This is a genomic window from Pandoraea fibrosis, assembly GCF_000807775.2.
In the GTDB taxonomy this organism is placed as follows: domain Bacteria; phylum Pseudomonadota; class Gammaproteobacteria; order Burkholderiales; family Burkholderiaceae; genus Pandoraea; species Pandoraea fibrosis.
This window is the reverse complement of the sequence record NZ_CP047385.1, coordinates 1,889,514-1,906,375: the sequence shown is the minus strand read 5'-3', so window position 1 is coordinate 1,906,375 and position 16,862 is coordinate 1,889,514. Positions and strand designations below refer to the sequence as shown.

The window sequence follows — 16,862 nt, the reverse complement described above, 5'->3', positions numbered from 1 at the left end:
CGCTACTCACTATGTCGCGTCTGCCCCCCGAATCCGCCGACGATGCTGCCGGCGACACGCCTTCCGCCAAGCCTGCCGATGCGGGCACCGTCTTCCCGCCCTCGCTGACGGCCCGGGTCGACATCGATGCCGCGCCCGCCAATGGCGCCAGCACCGATCTCGAGCCCACCGACGTACCGCTGCTTCCTCCGGATGGCCTCACCCGGCCGGCGAAATCCGGCAAAGCGCCCGGAAAATCGACCACACCTCGCGCACGCAAGCGCAGCGACACCGACGACACCGTCGCCGCCAAAGGCAGCGCGGCATCGTCCGAAGACGCACGCTCCCCGGCGGCGGGCAAATCCACGAAATCCGCGCGCGCCCGCAGCGGCAGCGCGAAGCGAAAAGGCATCGACCTGGGTCTGCAAGGGGGTGGCGCTCACGGCGCGTACACCTGGGGCGTGCTCGACAAGTTGCTCGAAGACGGGCGTCTCGAATTCGAGGGCATCAGCGGCGCATCCGCCGGGACGATGAACGCCGTCGTGCTCGCGCACGGCCTGCTCGATCGTCCGGGCGTCGATCCGCGCGAGAAGGCGCGCGAATCCCTGCACAGCTTCTGGCTAGGCGTGTCGCAAGCCGGCTCGTCGGCCACCGCGTGGGCGCAGACCGTCTTCAGTTGGCTCAACGGCCGTCCGACCGAATATCCGGTCTGGCACGACTGGATGCAGAGCATGCAGCAATGGATGATGCCGTTCTCGCAGCCCACTGCCGAAATCAACCCGCTGCGCACCGTGCTCGAAGCGCAGGTCGATTTCGAGCGTTTGCGCGAAAGCACATCAACGCACCTGTTCGTGTCGGCGACCAACATCCGAACGGGCAACATCCGTATCTTCCGCACGCATGAAATCACGCTCGACGTCGCCATGGCGTCGGCGTGTCTGCCGTGGCTTTTCAAACCGGTGAAGATCGACGAAGACTTTTACTGGGATGGCGGCTATCTGGGCAATCCACCGCTCTATCCGTTCTATTACGAGACGCTCACGAGCGACATCCTGATCGTGCACATCAACCCGATCGAGCGCAAGGAAAAGCCGGTGCTGCCGGGACAGATCATGAATCGTGTGAATGAAATCACGTTCAATGCGTCGCTTCAGCGTGAATTCCGCGCCATCTCTTTCGTGCACAAGCTGCTCGACGAAGGCTGGCTCAAACCGGAATTCCGCAAGCGTCTGAAGTACCCGCTGATTCACTCGATTCGCGCCGACAAGGAGCTGTACGACTTGTCCTCGTCGACGAAATTCGTCACCGACTGGAATTTCCTCACGACACTGCGAGACCGTGGCCGTGAGGCGGCGAGCCGATGGCTCGACGCGCATTTCGCCGATGTCGGCGTGCGCTCCACCGTCGACCTGCGACGCGACTATCTACAGCGTCTTCCCGACGCCACCGCCATCAAAGCATGAGCGGTTCGGGCTCGAGGGCGACGCCGAAGCGCTCCTGCACGCTGGCCTGAACGGCACGCGCGAGCGCCACGATATCGGCCCCGCTCGCGCCGCCGCGATTCACCAGCACCAGCGCCTGCCGCTCATGCACGCCCGCCTGACCGAGCGACTTGCCACGCCAGCCACACTGGTCGATCAGCCAACCCGCGGCGACCTTCCACGAGCCGTCCGGCTGGGCGTAGCCGACGGTTTGCGGGAAGCGCTCGCGCAGCGCAGCAAACGTTGCGGCATCCACCACGGGATTCTTGAAGAAGCTACCCGCATTGCCGAGTTCGAGCGGATCGGGCAGCTTGCGACGACGAATGTCTGCCACCGCGTCGAAGATCTGCCGGGCGTCCGGCTGCTCGATGCCCGCCTCGGCAAGCGTGCGCGACACGTCCGCATAGCCGGTTACGGGCTGCCACGGCTGTGGCAAACGCAGCGTCACGGCCACGATGATGAAACGCCCCGGTTCGCGCTTGAACAGCGAATCGCGATAGCCGAACGCGCAGGCTTCCCGCGTGAGCGTGACGAACGCCCCCGTCGTCGTATCGAACGCACGCACTTCGGCGAAGCGCTCGGCCAGTTCCAGACCGTAGGCGCCGATGTTCTGAATCGGCGCCGCGCCGAGCGTGCCCGGAATCAGGGCGAGGTTCTCCAGGCCGGGACAGTCCTGCAAGAGCGTCCAGTCGACGAAATCGTGCCAGACCTCGCCCGCACCGCCACGCACATAGCGTGCTTGGGCATCGTCGGCGAGCCGTTCGCGCCCGCGAATGGCCATGCGGAACACAACCCCATCGAAGTCGCGTGTGAGCACGACGTTGCTGCCGCCGCCGAGCACCAGACGCGGCAAGCCCGCGAGTTCGGGCATGGCCAGCGCCTCGATCAGCGCCGCCTCGCTGTCGATCGTCACGACAAAACGAGCGTTAGCCGTCAGGCCGAAGGTATTGAGGTCGCGCAGACTGACGTCGCGTTGCAGCTGGGGCATGGAAAGGAAGAAGGCAGTGGGCAGAAGTCGGTGGGCGCCGCCGTGCCGGACATCGCCGGGAAGGGACGCGGGACCGACGGCTGAATTACAATGTCGGGCGAAAGAATTTTGCGCATCATTATACCGGCCGCGCGGCCGTACCCCGCGCCGTCCGGCAACCCCGGACGGGGCGCGCCACCGCTGCCGAGTCAACGCGGCACGCCCGGCGTGCCATTTTCACGAACCCTTAGTATTTCAGGAGAGCCAGATGCCATCGTTTGACGTGGTCAGTGAAGCCAACATGGTAGAGATCAAGAACGCCGTCGAGCAGGCCAACAAGGAAATCTCGACGCGTTTCGACTTCAAGGGATCAGACTCGCGCGTCGAGCACAAGGAGCAGGAACTCACGCTCTTCGCCGACGACAACTTCAAGCTCGATCAGGCCACGCAAGTGCTCGTCGCCAAGATGGCCAAGCGCAACGTCGACGTGCGCTTCCTCGATTACGGCAAGGTCGAAAAGATCAGTGGCGACAAAGTGAAGCAGGTCGTGAAGATCAAGAAAGGGGTCGAGGGCGATCTGGCCAAGAAGATCGTGCGCATCATCAAGGACAGCAAGATGAAGGTCCAGGCGAGCATTCAGGGCGACAGCGTGCGCATCGCGGGTGCCAAGCGCGACGACCTGCAAAGCGCCATGGCGCTGCTGCGCAAGGAAGTGACCGACACTCCGCTCGACTTCAACAACTTCCGCGACTGACGCGCGCGGCAGGCACAAAAAAACCCGCAGACTCGCTGCGGGTTTTTTATTGCCCGAAACCGGACTTACTTCTTCTGCCCGATGCGGCTTTCCTTGCCCGCCATCAGCTTGCCGATATTCGCACGGTGCCGGTAGATCAGCAGAACAGCCATCACGGCCACCGCCGGGGCATAAGGCCCGAAACCGAACATGAACACGTAGTACAGCGGCGCGAACACGGCGGCCACCAGCGCGGCAAGCGACGAATAGCGGAAGAAGATCGCGATGATCAGCCACGTGGCGAGCACCGCCAGCCCCAGAATCGGATCGATGGCGAGCAGCACGCCCGCCGCCGTCGCCACCCCCTTCCCGCCCTTGAAGCGCAGGAAGATCGGGTACAGATGGCCGACGAAGACCGCGAGGGCCACGGCCGCCAGCCCGAAGTCGCCCACGCCCCAGGCGTCGGCCAATCGTTCTGCGAGAAATACCGCAAACCAACCCTTGAAAGCATCGCCGATCAGCGTGAGCACGGCGGCCTTCTTGTTGCCGGAGCGCAGCACGTTCGTGGCGCCCGGATTACCCGAGCCGTAGCTGCGGGGATCGGCAAGCCCCATCGTGCGGCTGACGATCACCGCAAACGGCACCGAGCCGATCAGATACGCGAGAACGATAAAAACCAGTGTGGCCATGAACTTCCCAGGAACTTCGTTGATGAGCAGGATTTGCGTTGGCCGCCATTCTACTTGAGCCGCCCGGTCGCCCCATTCTGGCAAACACGGGGTTGCGCCGGTGAGCAAAGTGCCGGGCGGGCGGCCAGCCGATCAGGGGGAAACGGGTGCTACTCGTCGCTCAACGCACACGACACCGGTTTGGCAGCCAGCGTATTGAGCAGCACGGGCGGGGCGATGCCGATGAGGTAGCCACGCCGTCCGCCGTTAATGAAGATCTGCGGTAGATCCAGAATCGATGCCTCGACATACACCGTCATCGCCCGTTTGGTGCCGAACGGCGACGTGCCGCCCACCAGATAGCCGGAGTGACGCTGCGCGACCTCCGGCTTGCAGGGCTCCACGCGCTTGGCGCCAATCTGGCGCGCGAGATTCTTCGTCGAGACGGTTCGGTCGCCGTGCATCAGCACGATCAACGGCCGGGCCTTGTCGTCTTCCATGACGAGGGTCTTGACGACGGCATGCTCGTCTACGCCCAACTGGCGTGCCGATTCGCCCGTACCGCCATGATCGACGTACTCGTAGACGTGTTCCGTGAAAGCCACTTTCTTTTGCTTCAGAAACTGCGTGGCCGGCGTTTCCGAGACGTGTTTGGTCTTGCTCATGGGCGCCTATTGTAATGAAACGCGTCGCCGCTGCGGTCCCGGAATGCGCGACACACCGCACCGGATCGGCGCTCCGCTGCCTCACGACAGCACCCGCATTACAATGCGGCCATGTCTGCCCCTCCCGCCCCCTCGTCTCAGGACACCTTCGCCGCCACCTTGCTGGCGAGTCTGCCCGCACGCATCGACACCCTGCCTGCGCGGATTGCCGCGCAAACCCCCGAGCGCATCGCCCTGATCGACGACTTCGGCCGTCTGACGTATGGCGAGTTGGCCAACGTCGTCGCCGCCTGCGCCACACGCCTGCGCGCGCATGGCGTGCGGGGCGGCGACCGCGTGATGATCGTCGGCGAGAACGGCATTGCCTACGTGGTATTGCTGCTCGCCGTGGCATCGCTCGACGCGTGGCCGCTGCTGAGCAATGCACGGCTCTCGCCGACGGAGTTGGGCGTTATCCGCGATCACGCACGGCCGCGCTGCACGATCTACACGGTCGACGCGTCGCCCGACGCCGCTGCGCACGCGCGCGCGGATGCCGCTCAGGTCGTCTGGACCGAACTCGGACTGGGCGCCATTGCGGCATCCGACGTCGATCCCGACAGCCTTGCCGAACCGGTGCAGACCGATCCGGCGGCGCAATGCGCGGCGCTGATCTATACGACGGGCACGACCGGCACGCCCAAGGGCGTTCGGCTCTCGCATCGCAATCTGATGTTCATTGCCGCAGTCTCCAGCACACTGCGACGCGTCGGTGCCGACGACATCGCCTACGGTGTGCTGCCGATCTCGCATGTCTATGGCCTGACGTCGGTATGCCTCGGCACGCTGTACGCCGGCGCCACACTACGTCTCGCCGCGCGCTTCACCCCCGAGGCGGTGCTCGATTCGCTAGCCCATGACGGGCTAACGATCCTGCAAGGCGTCCCGGCGATGCACGCGCGTCTGATGGCTTACGTGGCGACGCAAGGCACGTCGCTCATCGCGCCGCGTCTGCGGTTCGTCTACTCGGGAGGCTCGCCGCTCGACGCGGCGCTCAAGACCCGTGTCGAAGCGTTCTACGGCCTGCCGATTCATAACGGTTACGGACTGACGGAGAGCAGCCCGACCGTCTCGCAAACGCTGCTTGACGCGCCTCGCGACGATTGCGCCGTCGGGCCAGCCATTCCGGGTGTGCAGGTGCGCATCGTGGGGCATGACGCACGGGATCTGCCCGACGGCGAGGTGGGCGAACTCTGGGTTCGCGGCCCGAACGTGATGCTCGGTTACTACCGTGCACCGGACCTCACCGCCGCGACCGTGACAGCCGATGGCTGGCTGCGCACGGGCGATCTCGCCCGTCGCGCCGCCGACGGTGCGCTCTTCCTCGCGGGACGCGCCAAGGAACTCATCATCCACTCCGGTTTCAATGTCTACCCGCTCGAAGTCGAGCAAGCGCTGACGAGCCATCCGGATGTGCTTCAGGCGGCGGTCCTCGGCCGCGCCGAAGACGGCAACGAGCAGGTCATCGCGTTTGTGGAAGCGCGCCCCGGTCACACCATCGATGTCCCGGCATTGGCCACGTGGGCAGCCACGCGCCTCGCACCGTACAAGCGTCCGGCGCAGATTCGGGTGCTTGACGCCCTGCCCGCCGCGTCGACCGGCAAGGTGCTCAAGCACAAGCTCAAAGCGCTGCTGTGATGGCCCTGCGCGTCGCACGTCGGCCGGCGGCTGGCGGCGCGATCACCCGCGAGGATGATGTTGCGCGTGTAGCGATTTGAGACGCTCGCGCGCGACGTGCGTGTAAATCTGCGTGGTGGAAATATCCGAGTGGCCGAGCAGCAACTGCACCACGCGCAGATCGGCGCCGTGATTGATCAGATGCGTCGCGAACGCGTGGCGAAGCGTGTGCGGCGAGAGCGGTGCACGAATATCGGCCTGCAAGGCGTAGCGTTTGATCAGATACCAGAACGCCTGCCGCGTCATGCCCTCGCCACGTTGCGTGACGAACAGCGTGTCGCAGGCACGGCCTGCCAGCAGCACGCCCCGGCTCTCGGCCAGATAGCGCGTGAGCCAGCCATTGGCTTCCTCGCCGAACGGGACCAGCCGTTCCTTGGCCCCCTTCCCGAAAATGCGCAGCACCCCTTCGTTCAATCCCACTTCGATGGTCTTGAGCGCGACCAGCTCCGACACGCGCAAACCGCTCGCGTACATCAACTCGAGCATGGCGCGATCGCGTAACCCGAGCGGCTGCGTCAGATCGGGCGCCGCGAGCAGCGCTTCGACCTGCGCTTCGGATAGCGTCGAGGGCAATCGCTGGGCACGCTTGGCCGAGGCGATTCGCAGGCACGGGTCCTGTTGCACGATGTGTTCGCGCAACGCCCATTGATAGAAACGTTTGAAGACGGACAGACGGCGATTCACGCTGCTCGCCAGACTATCGCGACGCCACGCGAGATAGGCCGAGAGCGCCGCCTCGTCCACGCCATCGAGCGCGGTCTCGCGCTTGGCTGCCAGCCACTGCGCAAGCAGACGCAGATCGCGACGGTAAGCGTCGAGCGTGTTGCGCGAGAGACCGTCTTCAAGCCAGATCGTGTCGCAGAACTGGTCGATCAGGGTGACGCTGCACACGAACACGGCACTGTCGGGATCGAATTCGAGCGGGACCGATGGATCGTGGCGGCTATCGTCAGTGTCGTGACGAGCGGCATCGAGCGCCGCCTGTTCGAACGGCTCGTCGGCGTCGTCGAACGCATCGGCAGCCTCGTTCAGGGGGTCGATCTCGTCCGGCAACGCGTCGTTGCCAGTCGTTTTGCGTGCACGCGTGCTCAAACCGCGGCTCCTTCCTGGGCCAATGCCCACTCGACATGTTCGCGCACCAGCGCAGAGGGGTGCGCGCGTCGCGCCAGCAAGGCGTCGCGCAACGGCTTGCGTGCATTGGCATCCCCCGTGTCGCGCAGCGCATTGCCCAGCCCGACGGCCAGATTACGCAACCACCTTTCGTGGCCGATACGACGAATCGGGCTGCCCGCCAACTTGTCCATGAAATCCGCTTCGCTCCATGCAAAGAGTTCGATGAGCGAGGCGCAGTCGAGCCGATTACGGGGCGCGAAATCGGTGAGGGGCGACGGCTGCGCAAACTTGTTCCACGGGCAATAGAGCTGACAATCGTCACACCCGTAAATGCGGTTGCCCATCTTCGCGCGCAAGGCCTCGGGAATCGCGCCCTTGTGTTCGATCGTCAGATACGAGATGCACAGGCGCGCGTCGACCCGAAAGGCTTCGGTGATCGCGCCCGTCGGGCAGACCTCGCGGCATCGTTCGCATTGCCCGCAGTGCTCGCCGCGTTGCATGCCGCGCGCCTCGTCCCCCGGCGCCGCGTCGGTATCGGTATCGGTATCGACATCCACCGGGAGCGGCACGTCGACAAAGATCTCGCCGAGAAAGAAGAGCGAGCCTGCGTCGCGCGAAAGCAGCAAGGTGTGTTTACCGCGCCAGCCCAACCCGGCCTTCTGCGCGAGTTCGACTTCGAGTACCGGCGCCGAATCGGTGAACGCACGATAGCCGAACGGTCCGATGGCCTGCGTAATGCGATCGGCCAGTTGCTGTAGCCGATTGCGCACGACCTTGTGATAGTCCCGGCCACGCGCATAGACCGAGACGATCGCCTCGGCGGGCATCGCCGCACGCGCCGCTTCGCGCTGGCGCCAACTCGCCATATCGGTGTCGCTCGGGAGATAGTTCATGCGCGCACTGATGACGCGCACCGTGCCAGGTACCAGTTCGGCAGGACGCGCACGCTTCATGCCATGCGCGGCCATGTAGTCCATATCGCCATGGCAGCCGTCGTCCAGCCACTGTTGCAGCCCCGCTTCGGCGTGCGAGAGATCGGTGTCCGTGATGCCGATACGGCCGAAACCCAGCTCACTCGCCCACTCGCGAATTTGACCGGCAAGGGCATTCAGACGCTGTGCATCGAGCGTCTGAGGCGTCGCATTGTCGCGCGAGGGCGACACTTCCGAGGGATTCGGAGGCGTCGATAGCTCGACTTGTGCGGCGGTAGCGGGGAAAATCACGGAAGCTTTCATTGACTCCATTTTACGCAATGCCCGAATCTTCGACGCCATCACCACTGGGCGAGCGCATCTTCGCGCTGCCGGACGAAGCCGCCACCGAGGCCTTCGCCACAGCGCTTGCGCGCGCCATCGTGGAACGCATGGCACACACCGACGCCGCACACGCAGGGCTGCATGTGCAGCTCTCGGGCGACCTCGGCGCGGGCAAAACCACGCTCGTGCGGGCGCTGCTGCGTGCGCTGGGCCACACCGGTCGCGTCAAAAGCCCGACTTACGCGCTGTGTGAACCATACAACATCGACACACCACAAGGCGTGTTGCCGGTCTATCATTTCGACCTGTACCGCTTTGCCGATCCGGCCGAATGGCATGACACGGGCTTTCGCGAGCACTTTGCCGGCGACGCCCTGTGCCTCGTCGAGTGGCCGGAGAAAGCCGAAGGTCTCCTGGGCACCCCCGATTTGAGCCTTTGGCTGGAACCTGTGGGCAATAGCCGCCGTCTGACGACGAGCGCCTACACGCCTGCCGGTCTTGCCTGCCTGAACTCATGCTGATCAAACGCTTCGCCCGTACCGACGACGCCTCATCGCCCAATGCCGGCCGCCGCCGCGCGTTGCGCGCCGGGGCATCGACACTGATTCTCGCCCTCACCGGCCCCCGCTTCGCGTTCGCCAATGCCATCGTGGCGGTGCGTGTCTGGCCGGCCAGGGACTACACACGCGTCACGCTCGAGACCGACAATCCGGTCAAATTTCAGCAACAACTGATGGAGAGTCCGAACCGCTTCGTCATCGATCTCGACGAAGTGGATCTGAATCCTGCGCTGCGCGACCTCGTCTCGAAGATTCAACCGAACGACCCGCAGATCATGCAGGTGCGGGTGGGTCAGTTCAAACCGGGCGTCGTGCGCATGGTCTTCGACCTGAAGGCCGGCGTGAAACCGCAGTCCTTTACGTTGCCGCCGGTCGCGGGCTACAAGTACCGCACCGTGTTCGATCTGTATCCGGCGGTCGAGCCCGATCCGCTCATGGAACTGCTCGCCAAGTCCGGACACAAGGCCGAAGCGCTGGCCCAGAACACGCCCCCTGCGTCATCGACCTCGCCTGCCTCGCCCTCGGCGGGCGCGGGCACACCGAGCACGGAAGAAAGCGAAGCGTTCTTCCAGCGCTATGCGCAGCGTGAGCAAGGGTCGCGCCCGTCGCGTCCGGGCCCCACACCGACGCCTGCACCGGACAAGACACCGCCTCTCGCCCAGCGCAAGGGCGACGACGATGACGCTCTGTCATCGCCACTGCCGTCACGCGGCCCGAAGACAGCGCGCCTGCTCACTATCGCGCTCGATCCGGGCCATGGCGGCGAAGATCCGGGCGCCATCGGCAGCAGTGGCACTTACGAAAAAGTGGTGGTGTTGCAGATCGCCAAACGGCTGCGCGAGAAGATCGACGCGCAACCCAACATGCGCGCGATGATGACCCGCGACGCCGACTTCTTCGTGCCGCTCGGCGTGCGCGTGCAGAAGGCCCGCCGAGTGGATGCCGACCTGTTCATGTCGATTCACGCAGACGCCTTCACCTCGCCGTCGGCGAACGGTGCATCGGTGTTCGCGCTGTCCGAGCGTGGCGCCACGAGTGCGACGGCCCGTCTGCTGGAAAAGACGCAAAACGCTTCGGACCTGATCGGTGGCGTCAACATCAAGACCAACGACCGTGCCGTCGCGCATGCGCTGCTCGATATGTCGACGACCGCACAGATTCGCGACAGCAAAGTGTTCGGATCGGCACTGCTCGCCGAGATCGGCACGGTCGCCGACCGGCTGCATAGCAAGAACGTCGAACAGGCCTCCTTCGCGGTGCTCAAGGCACCGGACATCCCGTCGGTGCTGGTCGAGACCGCGTTCATCAGCAACCCCAAGGAAGAGCAGTCCCTGAACGATCCGGCCTATCAGGACCGCCTCGCCAACGCGCTGCTCAAGGGCATCAAGGCGTACTTCGCCAAGAATCCGCCTATCGCAAAAAATCGCACCGCCTGATCGCGGCTCACCGCCGACTGACAGTGCCTCAAATGAAAATGGCGCGTCCCGTTCCCGGGGCGCGCCATTTTTCTTGGCCTTTCTTGGCCATTAACGACGTCGGACTTACTCGCTCCGGCCCGGTGCCACGCGGCGGCGGCCGCGCGTGAAGAGCTTCCACAGGGCGCCGAGAGCGATCGGCACCACAGCCGCCGAGATCCCGACCAGCACAATGATGTTCAGGTACTGCTTGACGATCGGCAGGTTGCCGAACAGGTAGCCGCCCCCCACGAGGAGCACCACCCAGATCGCCGCACCCAGCACGTTGTAGAGCTGGAAGCGCGTCCACGACATGGCCGACACGCCCGCGACGAACGGTGCGAACGTGCGCACGACCGGCACGAAGCGCGCCATCACGATGGTCTTGCCGCCGTGGTGCTCGTAGAAATCATGGGTCTTGCGCAAGGCATCGCGATCGAGGAAACGCCAGTTCTTCTCGTACACACGAGTCCCGATCTTCGAGCCGATCCAGTAGTTGAGCGTGTTACCCGTCACGGCCGCGATGAACAGCAGCACGCCAAGCAGCCATGGGTCCATGGCGCCGGTCGCGGCAAACGCGCCACCGATGAACAACAGGGAATCGCCCGGAAGGAACGGAAAGAGCACCAATCCTGTTTCCACGAACACAATCATGAACAGGAACAGATACACCCAGTTTCCGTACTGATCGATAAACACCCCCAGATGTTTATCGATGTGGAGCACCATCTCCAGCAATTGCACCAAAGTATCCAAGACGAATCCTCAAGATAAAGGACGCCGGCCCGTCCCCGCGGGCGCACGACGAGTCGCATCATACCAGCGCAAACGTCGGGCGTCGTTAAGTCCCCGTGACAGTCGGCATCGACCTGCCGGGGGCGTCGTCCGCCGCCTCAACCCCCGACCATTCCCATGATGGGAAGTAGTCGTATTTTTGATGGGTCTCGCAGGCTGAAACGTCGATCGACTTATGTCTTTGAGGGCAACCTTTATAATGGTTCCCATGTCTGCCACCCCGACCTCCGCCCCCGAGGCGCAAGACCCGGGCGCCTTGCCCGGCGACGCCAGCACCGACGCGCCCGTGCGCCGCCCCGGCCCCATGCCGGCAGGCCTTGCACCGGCTCGCGCCATCCGTGTCCTTCCCGATCAGTTGATCAGCCAGATCGCCGCCGGCGAGGTGGTGGAGCGTCCTGCATCCGTCGTCAAGGAATTGCTCGAAAATGCGCTCGACGCAGGCGCGGGCGCCCTTCAGATCAAGCTCGAGGAAGGCGGCGTGCGCCGCATCGCGATCACCGACGACGGCGGCGGCATGTCCGCCGAACAATTGCCGCTCGCGCTGACCCGTCATGCCACGAGCAAGATCCGCACGCTCGACGAGCTGGAATCGGTGCTCACCCTCGGGTTCCGGGGGGAAGCGCTCGCCTCCATCGCGTCGGTCGCGCAGCTCACTCTGTCGAGCCGACAGGCCGATGCGCCGCATGCGACCGCGATTGACGGCAACACCGGGGCGCTCACGCCCGCCGCCGGCCCCGTGGGCACGACGGTCGACGTGCGCGACCTGTACTTCAATACCCCCGCGCGGCGCAAATTCCTGAAGACCGAGCAGACCGAATTCGGTCATTGCATGGACGTCATCCGGCGCAGCGCACTGGCGCGCCCGGACGTCGGCTTCTCGATTCTGCACAACAACCGGGCGGTCGAGCACTGGAATGCGTCAGACGCCGCCACACGCGTCTCGCGCGTGCTCGGCAATGATTTCGCCGACGCGCACCTCGCGCTCGATGAGGGCGCGGCCGAGCTTCGCCTGTCCGGTTTCGTCGGCTTGCCGACCGCCAGCCGGGGCCGTGCCGACCAGCAGTTCTTCTTCGTGAACGGGCGCTTCGTGCGCGACAAACTGCTCACGCACGCCGTGCGCGCCGCCTACGAAGATGTGCTCCACGGCGACCGCTACCCTGCTTACGTGCTGTACTTCGAACTGCCGCCGCAGTTGGTCGACGTGAACGTTCATCCGTCGAAAATCGAAGTGCGGTTCCGCGATGCCCGCAGCGTCCACCAGTTCGTGTTCCACGCCGTACAACGTGCGCTCGCGCGAGCGGCGGGCAGTGGTGGCGCCACGCACTCGGCACACCTGACCGATGGCGGTGGTCTCGCGGCCGGGCCTGGCGCGGTGGGTGGAAACGGCTTCATGGCAGCCCGTCCGGCTGCCGGCTTCGGTACCCCGGGCGGCAGCAGTTGGAATCCGCGCATGCAGCAAGGCTCGCTGCCGATGGTCCAACCGATGTCCGTCTACGACAATCTTTTCGGACGCACTGCACCGCCCGCGCCGCGTCCCTACGGTCAGCCGGGCGTGACCGACGCGCCGTCGCCGGCTTACGGCAACGCCGGCGCCACACAAGACAGTGCCGCGCTCACGGCAGGACCCGATGCGTTCGCCGCGCTCGCCAGCGGCGCCAATGGCACCGCCGACGCGATGTCGCTCGAACATCCTCTGGGCTTCGCGCTGGGCCAGTTGCACGGCATCTACATCCTCTCGCAAAACGCTAACGGTCTTGTGCTCGTCGATATGCACGCGGCGCACGAGCGCATTCTGTACGAACGCTTCAAGCAGGCGCTGGTCGAGCGCAGCGTGCCGGTACAACCGCTGCTCATTCCGGTGACGTTCTTCGCCGACCCGGTGGAAATCGGCACCGCCGAAGAGCATCAGGAGACGCTCACCGCACTCGGCTTCGATCTCGCGGCCATGTCGCCGACCACGCTCGCCGTGCGCGCTATCCCCGCGCTGCTCGACGGTGCCGACGCACAGGCGCTTGCGCGTGCCGTGCTTGCCGATCTGCGTCAGTACGGAGGGTCGCGCGTGCTCACGGAGCGTCAGCACGAACTGCTGGGCACGCTCGCGTGCCACACGGCGGTGCGTGCCAACCGGCGCCTCACGCATGAGGAAATGAACGCCCTGCTGCGTCAGATGGAAGCCACCGAGCGCGCCGATCAGTGCAACCACGGACGTCCCACCTGGTACCAGCTCACGCTTGGCGACCTCGACAAATTGTTCATGCGCGGACGTTGAGCGGTTCATGAAGGCCAATCCCCCGATCGTCTGTCTGCTGGGCCCGACGGCTTCCGGCAAGACCGCCGCCGCCCTCGCGCTGGCACAGGACACACCGCTCGAAATCATCAGCGTCGACTCCGCGCTCGTCTATCGCGAGATGGATATCGGCACGGCCAAGCCCAGCGCGGCCGAATTGGCCGCCGTGCCGCACCATCTGATCGACATCATCGATCCGCGCGATGCCTACTCGGCCGCCCAATTCCGCGACGACACGCTGCGACTGGTCGACGACATCACGGCGCGCGGGCGTCGTCCGTTGCTCGTGGGCGGCACGATGCTTTACTACAAAGCGCTCACGCAGGGCCTCTCGCCCCTGCCCTCGGCCAACGCCGAGGTACGCGCGAGACTCGACGAAGACGCTGCCCGCGACGGCTGGCCCGCGATGCACGCCCGGCTCGCAGGCGTCGATCCCGTGACCGCCGCACGCCTCGCGCCGAACGACTCGCAGCGCATTCAGCGCGCACTGGAAATCTTCGAACTGTCGGGTAAGCCCATGTCGCAATGGCTGGCCGAACAAGCGCAGACACCGGATGCGCCATCGGCACATAGCTTCGTGCCCGTCGCGCTGGAGCCGAGCGACCGATCCGTGCTCCACGCGCGGATTGCCGAACGTTTTCGTCTGATGCTCGCGGCCGGCTTCATCGAAGAAGTCGAACGCCTGCGCGCACGCGGCGATCTCGACCCCGGGCTGCCGTCGATGCGCTGCGTCGGCTACCGTCAGGTGTGGGAATACCTGGACGGCGATACCGACTACGACACCATGCGCGACAAAGGCATTTTCGCGACCCGTCAGTTGTGCAAACGCCAACTCACATGGCTGCGTTCGATGCCGGAGCGCCACATCGTCGACTGCACCTCGGACGATGCTCCGCAACGCGTCCTCGCCACGGTTCGCGCCCTCTGGCAACCCTGAGAACGGCCTTCGACGCTTCGCTGCCATCGCGGTGAAGCGTCCTTCCTGCGCAGCCCTCCCCCCACTCGCCTCCCTGACTTCCCCATCCGGCCACCACGCCTGCCTCACCTCGAGCGCCTCACAAACGTCGCGCCCGTCTCCGTTGAAACCCTGACAGCTTTCCGGTTTGCATGACGATTTTGATATGCTAATTTGCATATCAACGTTTTGATCAATGCAAAATTGCATCAAATCCACGATACCGGGAAGGACGCCAATGACGCAGACTTCGATGGAGCCAAGTGGGATGACGGGCGATGTGCTGCGGCTGCCGGCAGGCGGACCTCGACGCGTGCCGGTCGCCAAATGGGCGGTGCGCGCCGGCGTCACGCTGATCTATCTGTTCATGCTGAGCCCGCTGATATTCGTCGTCTGGCTGAGCTTCTTCAAAGACGCGATCATCACGTTCCCGCCGAGCGGCTACACGGTGTCGTGGTATCTGAATGCGTGGCGAAACGCGGCGTTCGCCAACGGCTTCCTGCTCTCCTTGCAGCTCGCCGCCTGCGCGGCCATCGGCGGCGTGATCCTCGGCGTAGCCGCCTCACTCGCTCTTGCGCGCTATCGCTTTCCGGGGCGCCGCACACTGGGCAATGTCCTGCTGCTGCCGCTCGTGGTGCCGGGCATCGTCGCCGGCATTGCGACCTATCTCTTCTACTTGCGCGCCGAGAACACGCTCGACGTAGACATCGTCGGCACCTTCGGTGGCCTGGTCGTCGCTCACATCTGCCTGACCATTCCGTGGACGATGCGCCTCGTGGGCGCGAGTCTCGCGCAGATCGACGACACCATCGAGGAAGCCGCCCGCAACCTCGGCGCAGGGGCGTGGCGCACGCTCTGGCGCGTCACACTGCCGATGCTGCGCCCGGCCATTGTGGCGTCCGTACTGTTCAGCTTCATCGTGTCGTTCGAGAACCTCGAACTCACGCTGCCGCTCGTCGGACCGGGCAAGACCACGCTGCCCATCGCGATCATGCAGTACCTCGAATTCAACCTCGACCCGACGATTGCAGCCGTCTCCGCTGCGCAGATTGTGTTGCTCGGCATCGTGATGCTGATCACCGATCGTTTCGTCAAACTCAGCCAGGTGATCTGACATGGCCAACGTTTCCCTTCGCGGACTGCGCAAGCAATACGGCAACGCCGCTGCGGTGGCAGACTTTTCGCTGGAGATCGCCGAAGGCGAACTCGTCGCGTTCCTCGGCCCGAGCGGTTGCGGCAAGACCACGACGCTGCGCATGGTCGCAGGCTTTGTCGAACCGACGGCCGGTGAAATCTGGATCGGCGGCAAGGAAGTCTCGCGCTTGCCACCGAACCGTCGCAATACCGGCATGGTGTTCCAGCGTTATGCGCTCTTTCCGCACATGACGGTGGCAGAGAACGTCGCATTCGGACTTGAAATGCGCCACGTATCGAGCGCCGAGCGCACCACGCGCATTCGTGAGGCCCTCGATATGGTGCGCCTCACGCCGCTGGCGGATCGCTACCCTCGCCAGCTCTCGGGCGGGCAGCAGCAACGCGTGGCGATTGCCCGCGCGCTCGCCATTCGTCCCGACGTCTTTCTGCTCGACGAACCGCTCTCCAATCTCGACGCCAAATTGCGCACAGAAGTACGCGAAGAGATCCGAGCGTTACAACGTCGACTCGGACTCACGACGATTTTCGTCACCCACGATCAGGAAGAGGCGCTCGCGATTGCCGACCGTCTGGCCGTGATGCACGACGGTTGCGTGCAGCAGATCGGCACCGCCGACGCGCTTTACGAACGCCCCGCCAACCCGTTTGTCGCGAACTTCCTCGGCAAAATGAATTTCCTCGCGGGCCGAATGACCGAAGGTCACTTCGTCACGGCGAAGGGCGAGCGACTGGCGCTGCCGGCCGCCTCGCCCGACGCCACCACGCTCGGCATCCGCCCCGAACGCCTGCGTTTGACGGACGCGCCCGCGCGCGACGAAACGGCGCTGGCGGTCACGGTCGACCAGACGATCTATCTGGGCTCCACGCTCGAACTGCGTCTGAAAAGTCCTCAAGGCGAGACGCTCGTGGCGCACGTGCAAAACACCGCACGCGACGATGCCGGACGCTACGCCCCGGGCCGCACGCTCAATGCCTGCTTTGCCAGTACCGATTGCCTGTTTTTCAACGCCTGACGACAACGCACCACCGCCTCCTCGCTTCGGCCCATGTACCGGCCACCCTCGTGGCCCACGTTTTG

The 16,862-nt window shown here is 64.7% G+C and carries 15 protein-coding genes; 9 read left to right on the top strand and 6 right to left on the bottom strand.

The annotated features are described in order from the left end of the window. Window positions 1-11: 11 nt before the first annotated feature. Entirely contained in the window at window positions 12-1,442 is a 1,431-nt protein-coding gene (locus PI93_RS08560; RefSeq protein WP_144400412.1) for a patatin-like phospholipase family protein, read from the top strand. Here PI93_RS08560 and murB read toward each other — a convergent pair. Continuing rightward, window positions 1,432-2,448, bottom strand: coding sequence for a UDP-N-acetylmuramate dehydrogenase (murB, locus tag PI93_RS08555; RefSeq protein ID WP_039367283.1), 1,017 nt, complete (start codon window positions 2,446-2,448; stop codon window positions 1,432-1,434). The genes PI93_RS08560 and murB overlap by 11 nt on opposite strands. Before the next feature lie 247 nt (window positions 2,449-2,695). On the opposite strand from murB, the gene PI93_RS08550 reads away from it, so the two are divergent. Further along, window positions 2,696-3,181, top strand: coding sequence for a YajQ family cyclic di-GMP-binding protein (locus tag PI93_RS08550; protein WP_039367280.1), 486 nt, complete (start codon window positions 2,696-2,698; stop codon window positions 3,179-3,181). Between the two features lie 65 nt (window positions 3,182-3,246). Here PI93_RS08550 and plsY read toward each other — a convergent pair whose 3' ends face one another. Together plsY and ybaK are read right to left on the bottom strand one after the other, a co-directional pair. Then, a complete protein-coding gene (gene plsY / locus PI93_RS08545) occupies window positions 3,247-3,849 on the bottom strand; it encodes a glycerol-3-phosphate 1-O-acyltransferase PlsY (RefSeq protein ID WP_039367277.1) in 603 nt (200 codons plus the stop codon). Window positions 3,850-3,998: 149 nt separating this feature from the next. Next, entirely contained in the window at window positions 3,999-4,493 is a 495-nt protein-coding gene (gene ybaK / locus PI93_RS08540; RefSeq protein ID WP_039367274.1) for a Cys-tRNA(Pro) deacylase, read from the bottom strand. Window positions 4,494-4,604: 111 nt separating this feature from the next. Here ybaK and PI93_RS08535 point away from each other — a divergent pair, with 111 nt between their 5' ends. After that, window positions 4,605-6,170 carry a class I adenylate-forming enzyme family protein gene (locus PI93_RS08535; protein ID WP_039367271.1) on the top strand — a complete coding sequence of 522 codons (1,566 nt, stop codon included), beginning with the start codon at window positions 4,605-4,607 and terminating at the stop codon, window positions 6,168-6,170. Window positions 6,171-6,212: 42 nt separating this feature from the next. On the opposite strand, the gene xerD is transcribed toward PI93_RS08535, so the two are convergent. Together xerD and queG are read right to left on the bottom strand one after the other, a co-directional pair. Beyond that, the gene (gene xerD, locus PI93_RS08530) at window positions 6,213-7,106 is read right to left on the bottom strand and encodes a site-specific tyrosine recombinase XerD (protein ID WP_052240500.1); all 894 of its coding nucleotides are present in this window, start codon (window positions 7,104-7,106) and stop codon (window positions 6,213-6,215) included. A 191-nt stretch (window positions 7,107-7,297) separates the two neighbouring features. Beyond that, complete coding sequence (gene queG / locus PI93_RS08525) at window positions 7,298-8,566, bottom strand: tRNA epoxyqueuosine(34) reductase QueG (protein WP_080759063.1); 1,269 nt, start codon at window positions 8,564-8,566, stop codon at window positions 7,298-7,300. An 8-nt stretch (window positions 8,567-8,574) separates the two neighbouring features. Between queG and tsaE the strand changes: the two genes are divergently transcribed. Then, window positions 8,575-9,099 (top strand): tRNA (adenosine(37)-N6)-threonylcarbamoyltransferase complex ATPase subunit type 1 TsaE, encoded by a 525-nt coding sequence (tsaE, locus tag PI93_RS08520; protein WP_039367268.1) that lies wholly within the window; start codon window positions 8,575-8,577, stop codon window positions 9,097-9,099. Beyond that, window positions 9,081-10,574 (top strand): N-acetylmuramoyl-L-alanine amidase, encoded by a 1,494-nt coding sequence (locus PI93_RS08515; RefSeq protein ID WP_144400414.1) that lies wholly within the window; start codon window positions 9,081-9,083, stop codon window positions 10,572-10,574. The genes tsaE and PI93_RS08515 overlap by 19 nt, the downstream gene beginning before the upstream one ends. Before the next feature lie 105 nt (window positions 10,575-10,679). On the opposite strand, the gene PI93_RS08510 is transcribed toward PI93_RS08515, so the two are convergent. Next, window positions 10,680-11,348 (bottom strand): VTT domain-containing protein, encoded by a 669-nt coding sequence (locus PI93_RS08510; RefSeq protein WP_039367263.1) that lies wholly within the window; start codon window positions 11,346-11,348, stop codon window positions 10,680-10,682. A gap of 343 nt (window positions 11,349-11,691) precedes the next feature. Between PI93_RS08510 and mutL the strand changes: the two genes are divergently transcribed. The 4 genes from mutL (at window position 11,692) to PI93_RS08490 (ending at window position 16,797) form a co-directional block, all read left to right on the top strand. Next, entirely contained in the window at window positions 11,692-13,656 is a 1,965-nt protein-coding gene (gene mutL / locus PI93_RS08505; RefSeq protein ID WP_052240498.1) for a DNA mismatch repair endonuclease MutL, read from the top strand. Window positions 13,657-13,663: 7 nt separating this feature from the next. Next, complete coding sequence (gene miaA, locus PI93_RS08500) at window positions 13,664-14,611, top strand: tRNA (adenosine(37)-N6)-dimethylallyltransferase MiaA (RefSeq protein ID WP_039367259.1); 948 nt, start codon at window positions 13,664-13,666, stop codon at window positions 14,609-14,611. A gap of 286 nt (window positions 14,612-14,897) precedes the next feature. Continuing rightward, on the top strand, window positions 14,898-15,743 hold the full coding sequence (locus PI93_RS08495) for an ABC transporter permease (RefSeq protein ID WP_370834255.1): 846 nt from the start codon (window positions 14,898-14,900) through the stop codon (window positions 15,741-15,743). Window position 15,744: 1 nt separating this feature from the next. Continuing rightward, complete coding sequence (locus PI93_RS08490) at window positions 15,745-16,797, top strand: ABC transporter ATP-binding protein (protein WP_039367224.1); 1,053 nt, start codon at window positions 15,745-15,747, stop codon at window positions 16,795-16,797. The last annotated feature ends 65 nt before the right edge of the window (window positions 16,798-16,862 follow it).

What these genes read in the sequence shown, in the direction of transcription:
- miaA (WP_039367259.1), top strand. Translation starts at nt 13,664, where the DNA reads ATGAAGGCCAATCCCCCGATCGTCTGTCTGCTGGGCCCGACGGCTTCC.
- PI93_RS08535 (WP_039367271.1), top strand. Translation starts at nt 4,605, where the DNA reads ATGTCTGCCCCTCCCGCCCCCTCGTCTCAGGACACCTTCGCCGCCACC.
- murB (WP_039367283.1), bottom strand. Translation starts at nt 2,448, where the DNA reads ATGCCCCAGCTGCAACGCGACGTCAGTCTGCGCGACCTCAATACCTTC.
- plsY (WP_039367277.1), bottom strand. Translation starts at nt 3,849, where the DNA reads ATGGCCACACTGGTTTTTATCGTTCTCGCGTATCTGATCGGCTCGGTG.
- PI93_RS08495 (WP_370834255.1), top strand. Translation starts at nt 14,898, where the DNA reads ATGACGGGCGATGTGCTGCGGCTGCCGGCAGGCGGACCTCGACGCGTG.
- PI93_RS08560 (WP_144400412.1), top strand. Translation starts at nt 12, where the DNA reads ATGTCGCGTCTGCCCCCCGAATCCGCCGACGATGCTGCCGGCGACACG.
- queG (WP_080759063.1), bottom strand. Translation starts at nt 8,566, where the DNA reads ATGGAGTCAATGAAAGCTTCCGTGATTTTCCCCGCTACCGCCGCACAA.
- mutL (WP_052240498.1), top strand. Translation starts at nt 11,692, where the DNA reads ATGCCGGCAGGCCTTGCACCGGCTCGCGCCATCCGTGTCCTTCCCGAT.
- PI93_RS08490 (WP_039367224.1), top strand. Translation starts at nt 15,745, where the DNA reads ATGGCCAACGTTTCCCTTCGCGGACTGCGCAAGCAATACGGCAACGCC.
- ybaK (WP_039367274.1), bottom strand. Translation starts at nt 4,493, where the DNA reads ATGAGCAAGACCAAACACGTCTCGGAAACGCCGGCCACGCAGTTTCTG.
- PI93_RS08550 (WP_039367280.1), top strand. Translation starts at nt 2,696, where the DNA reads ATGCCATCGTTTGACGTGGTCAGTGAAGCCAACATGGTAGAGATCAAG.
- tsaE (WP_039367268.1), top strand. Translation starts at nt 8,575, where the DNA reads ATGCCCGAATCTTCGACGCCATCACCACTGGGCGAGCGCATCTTCGCG.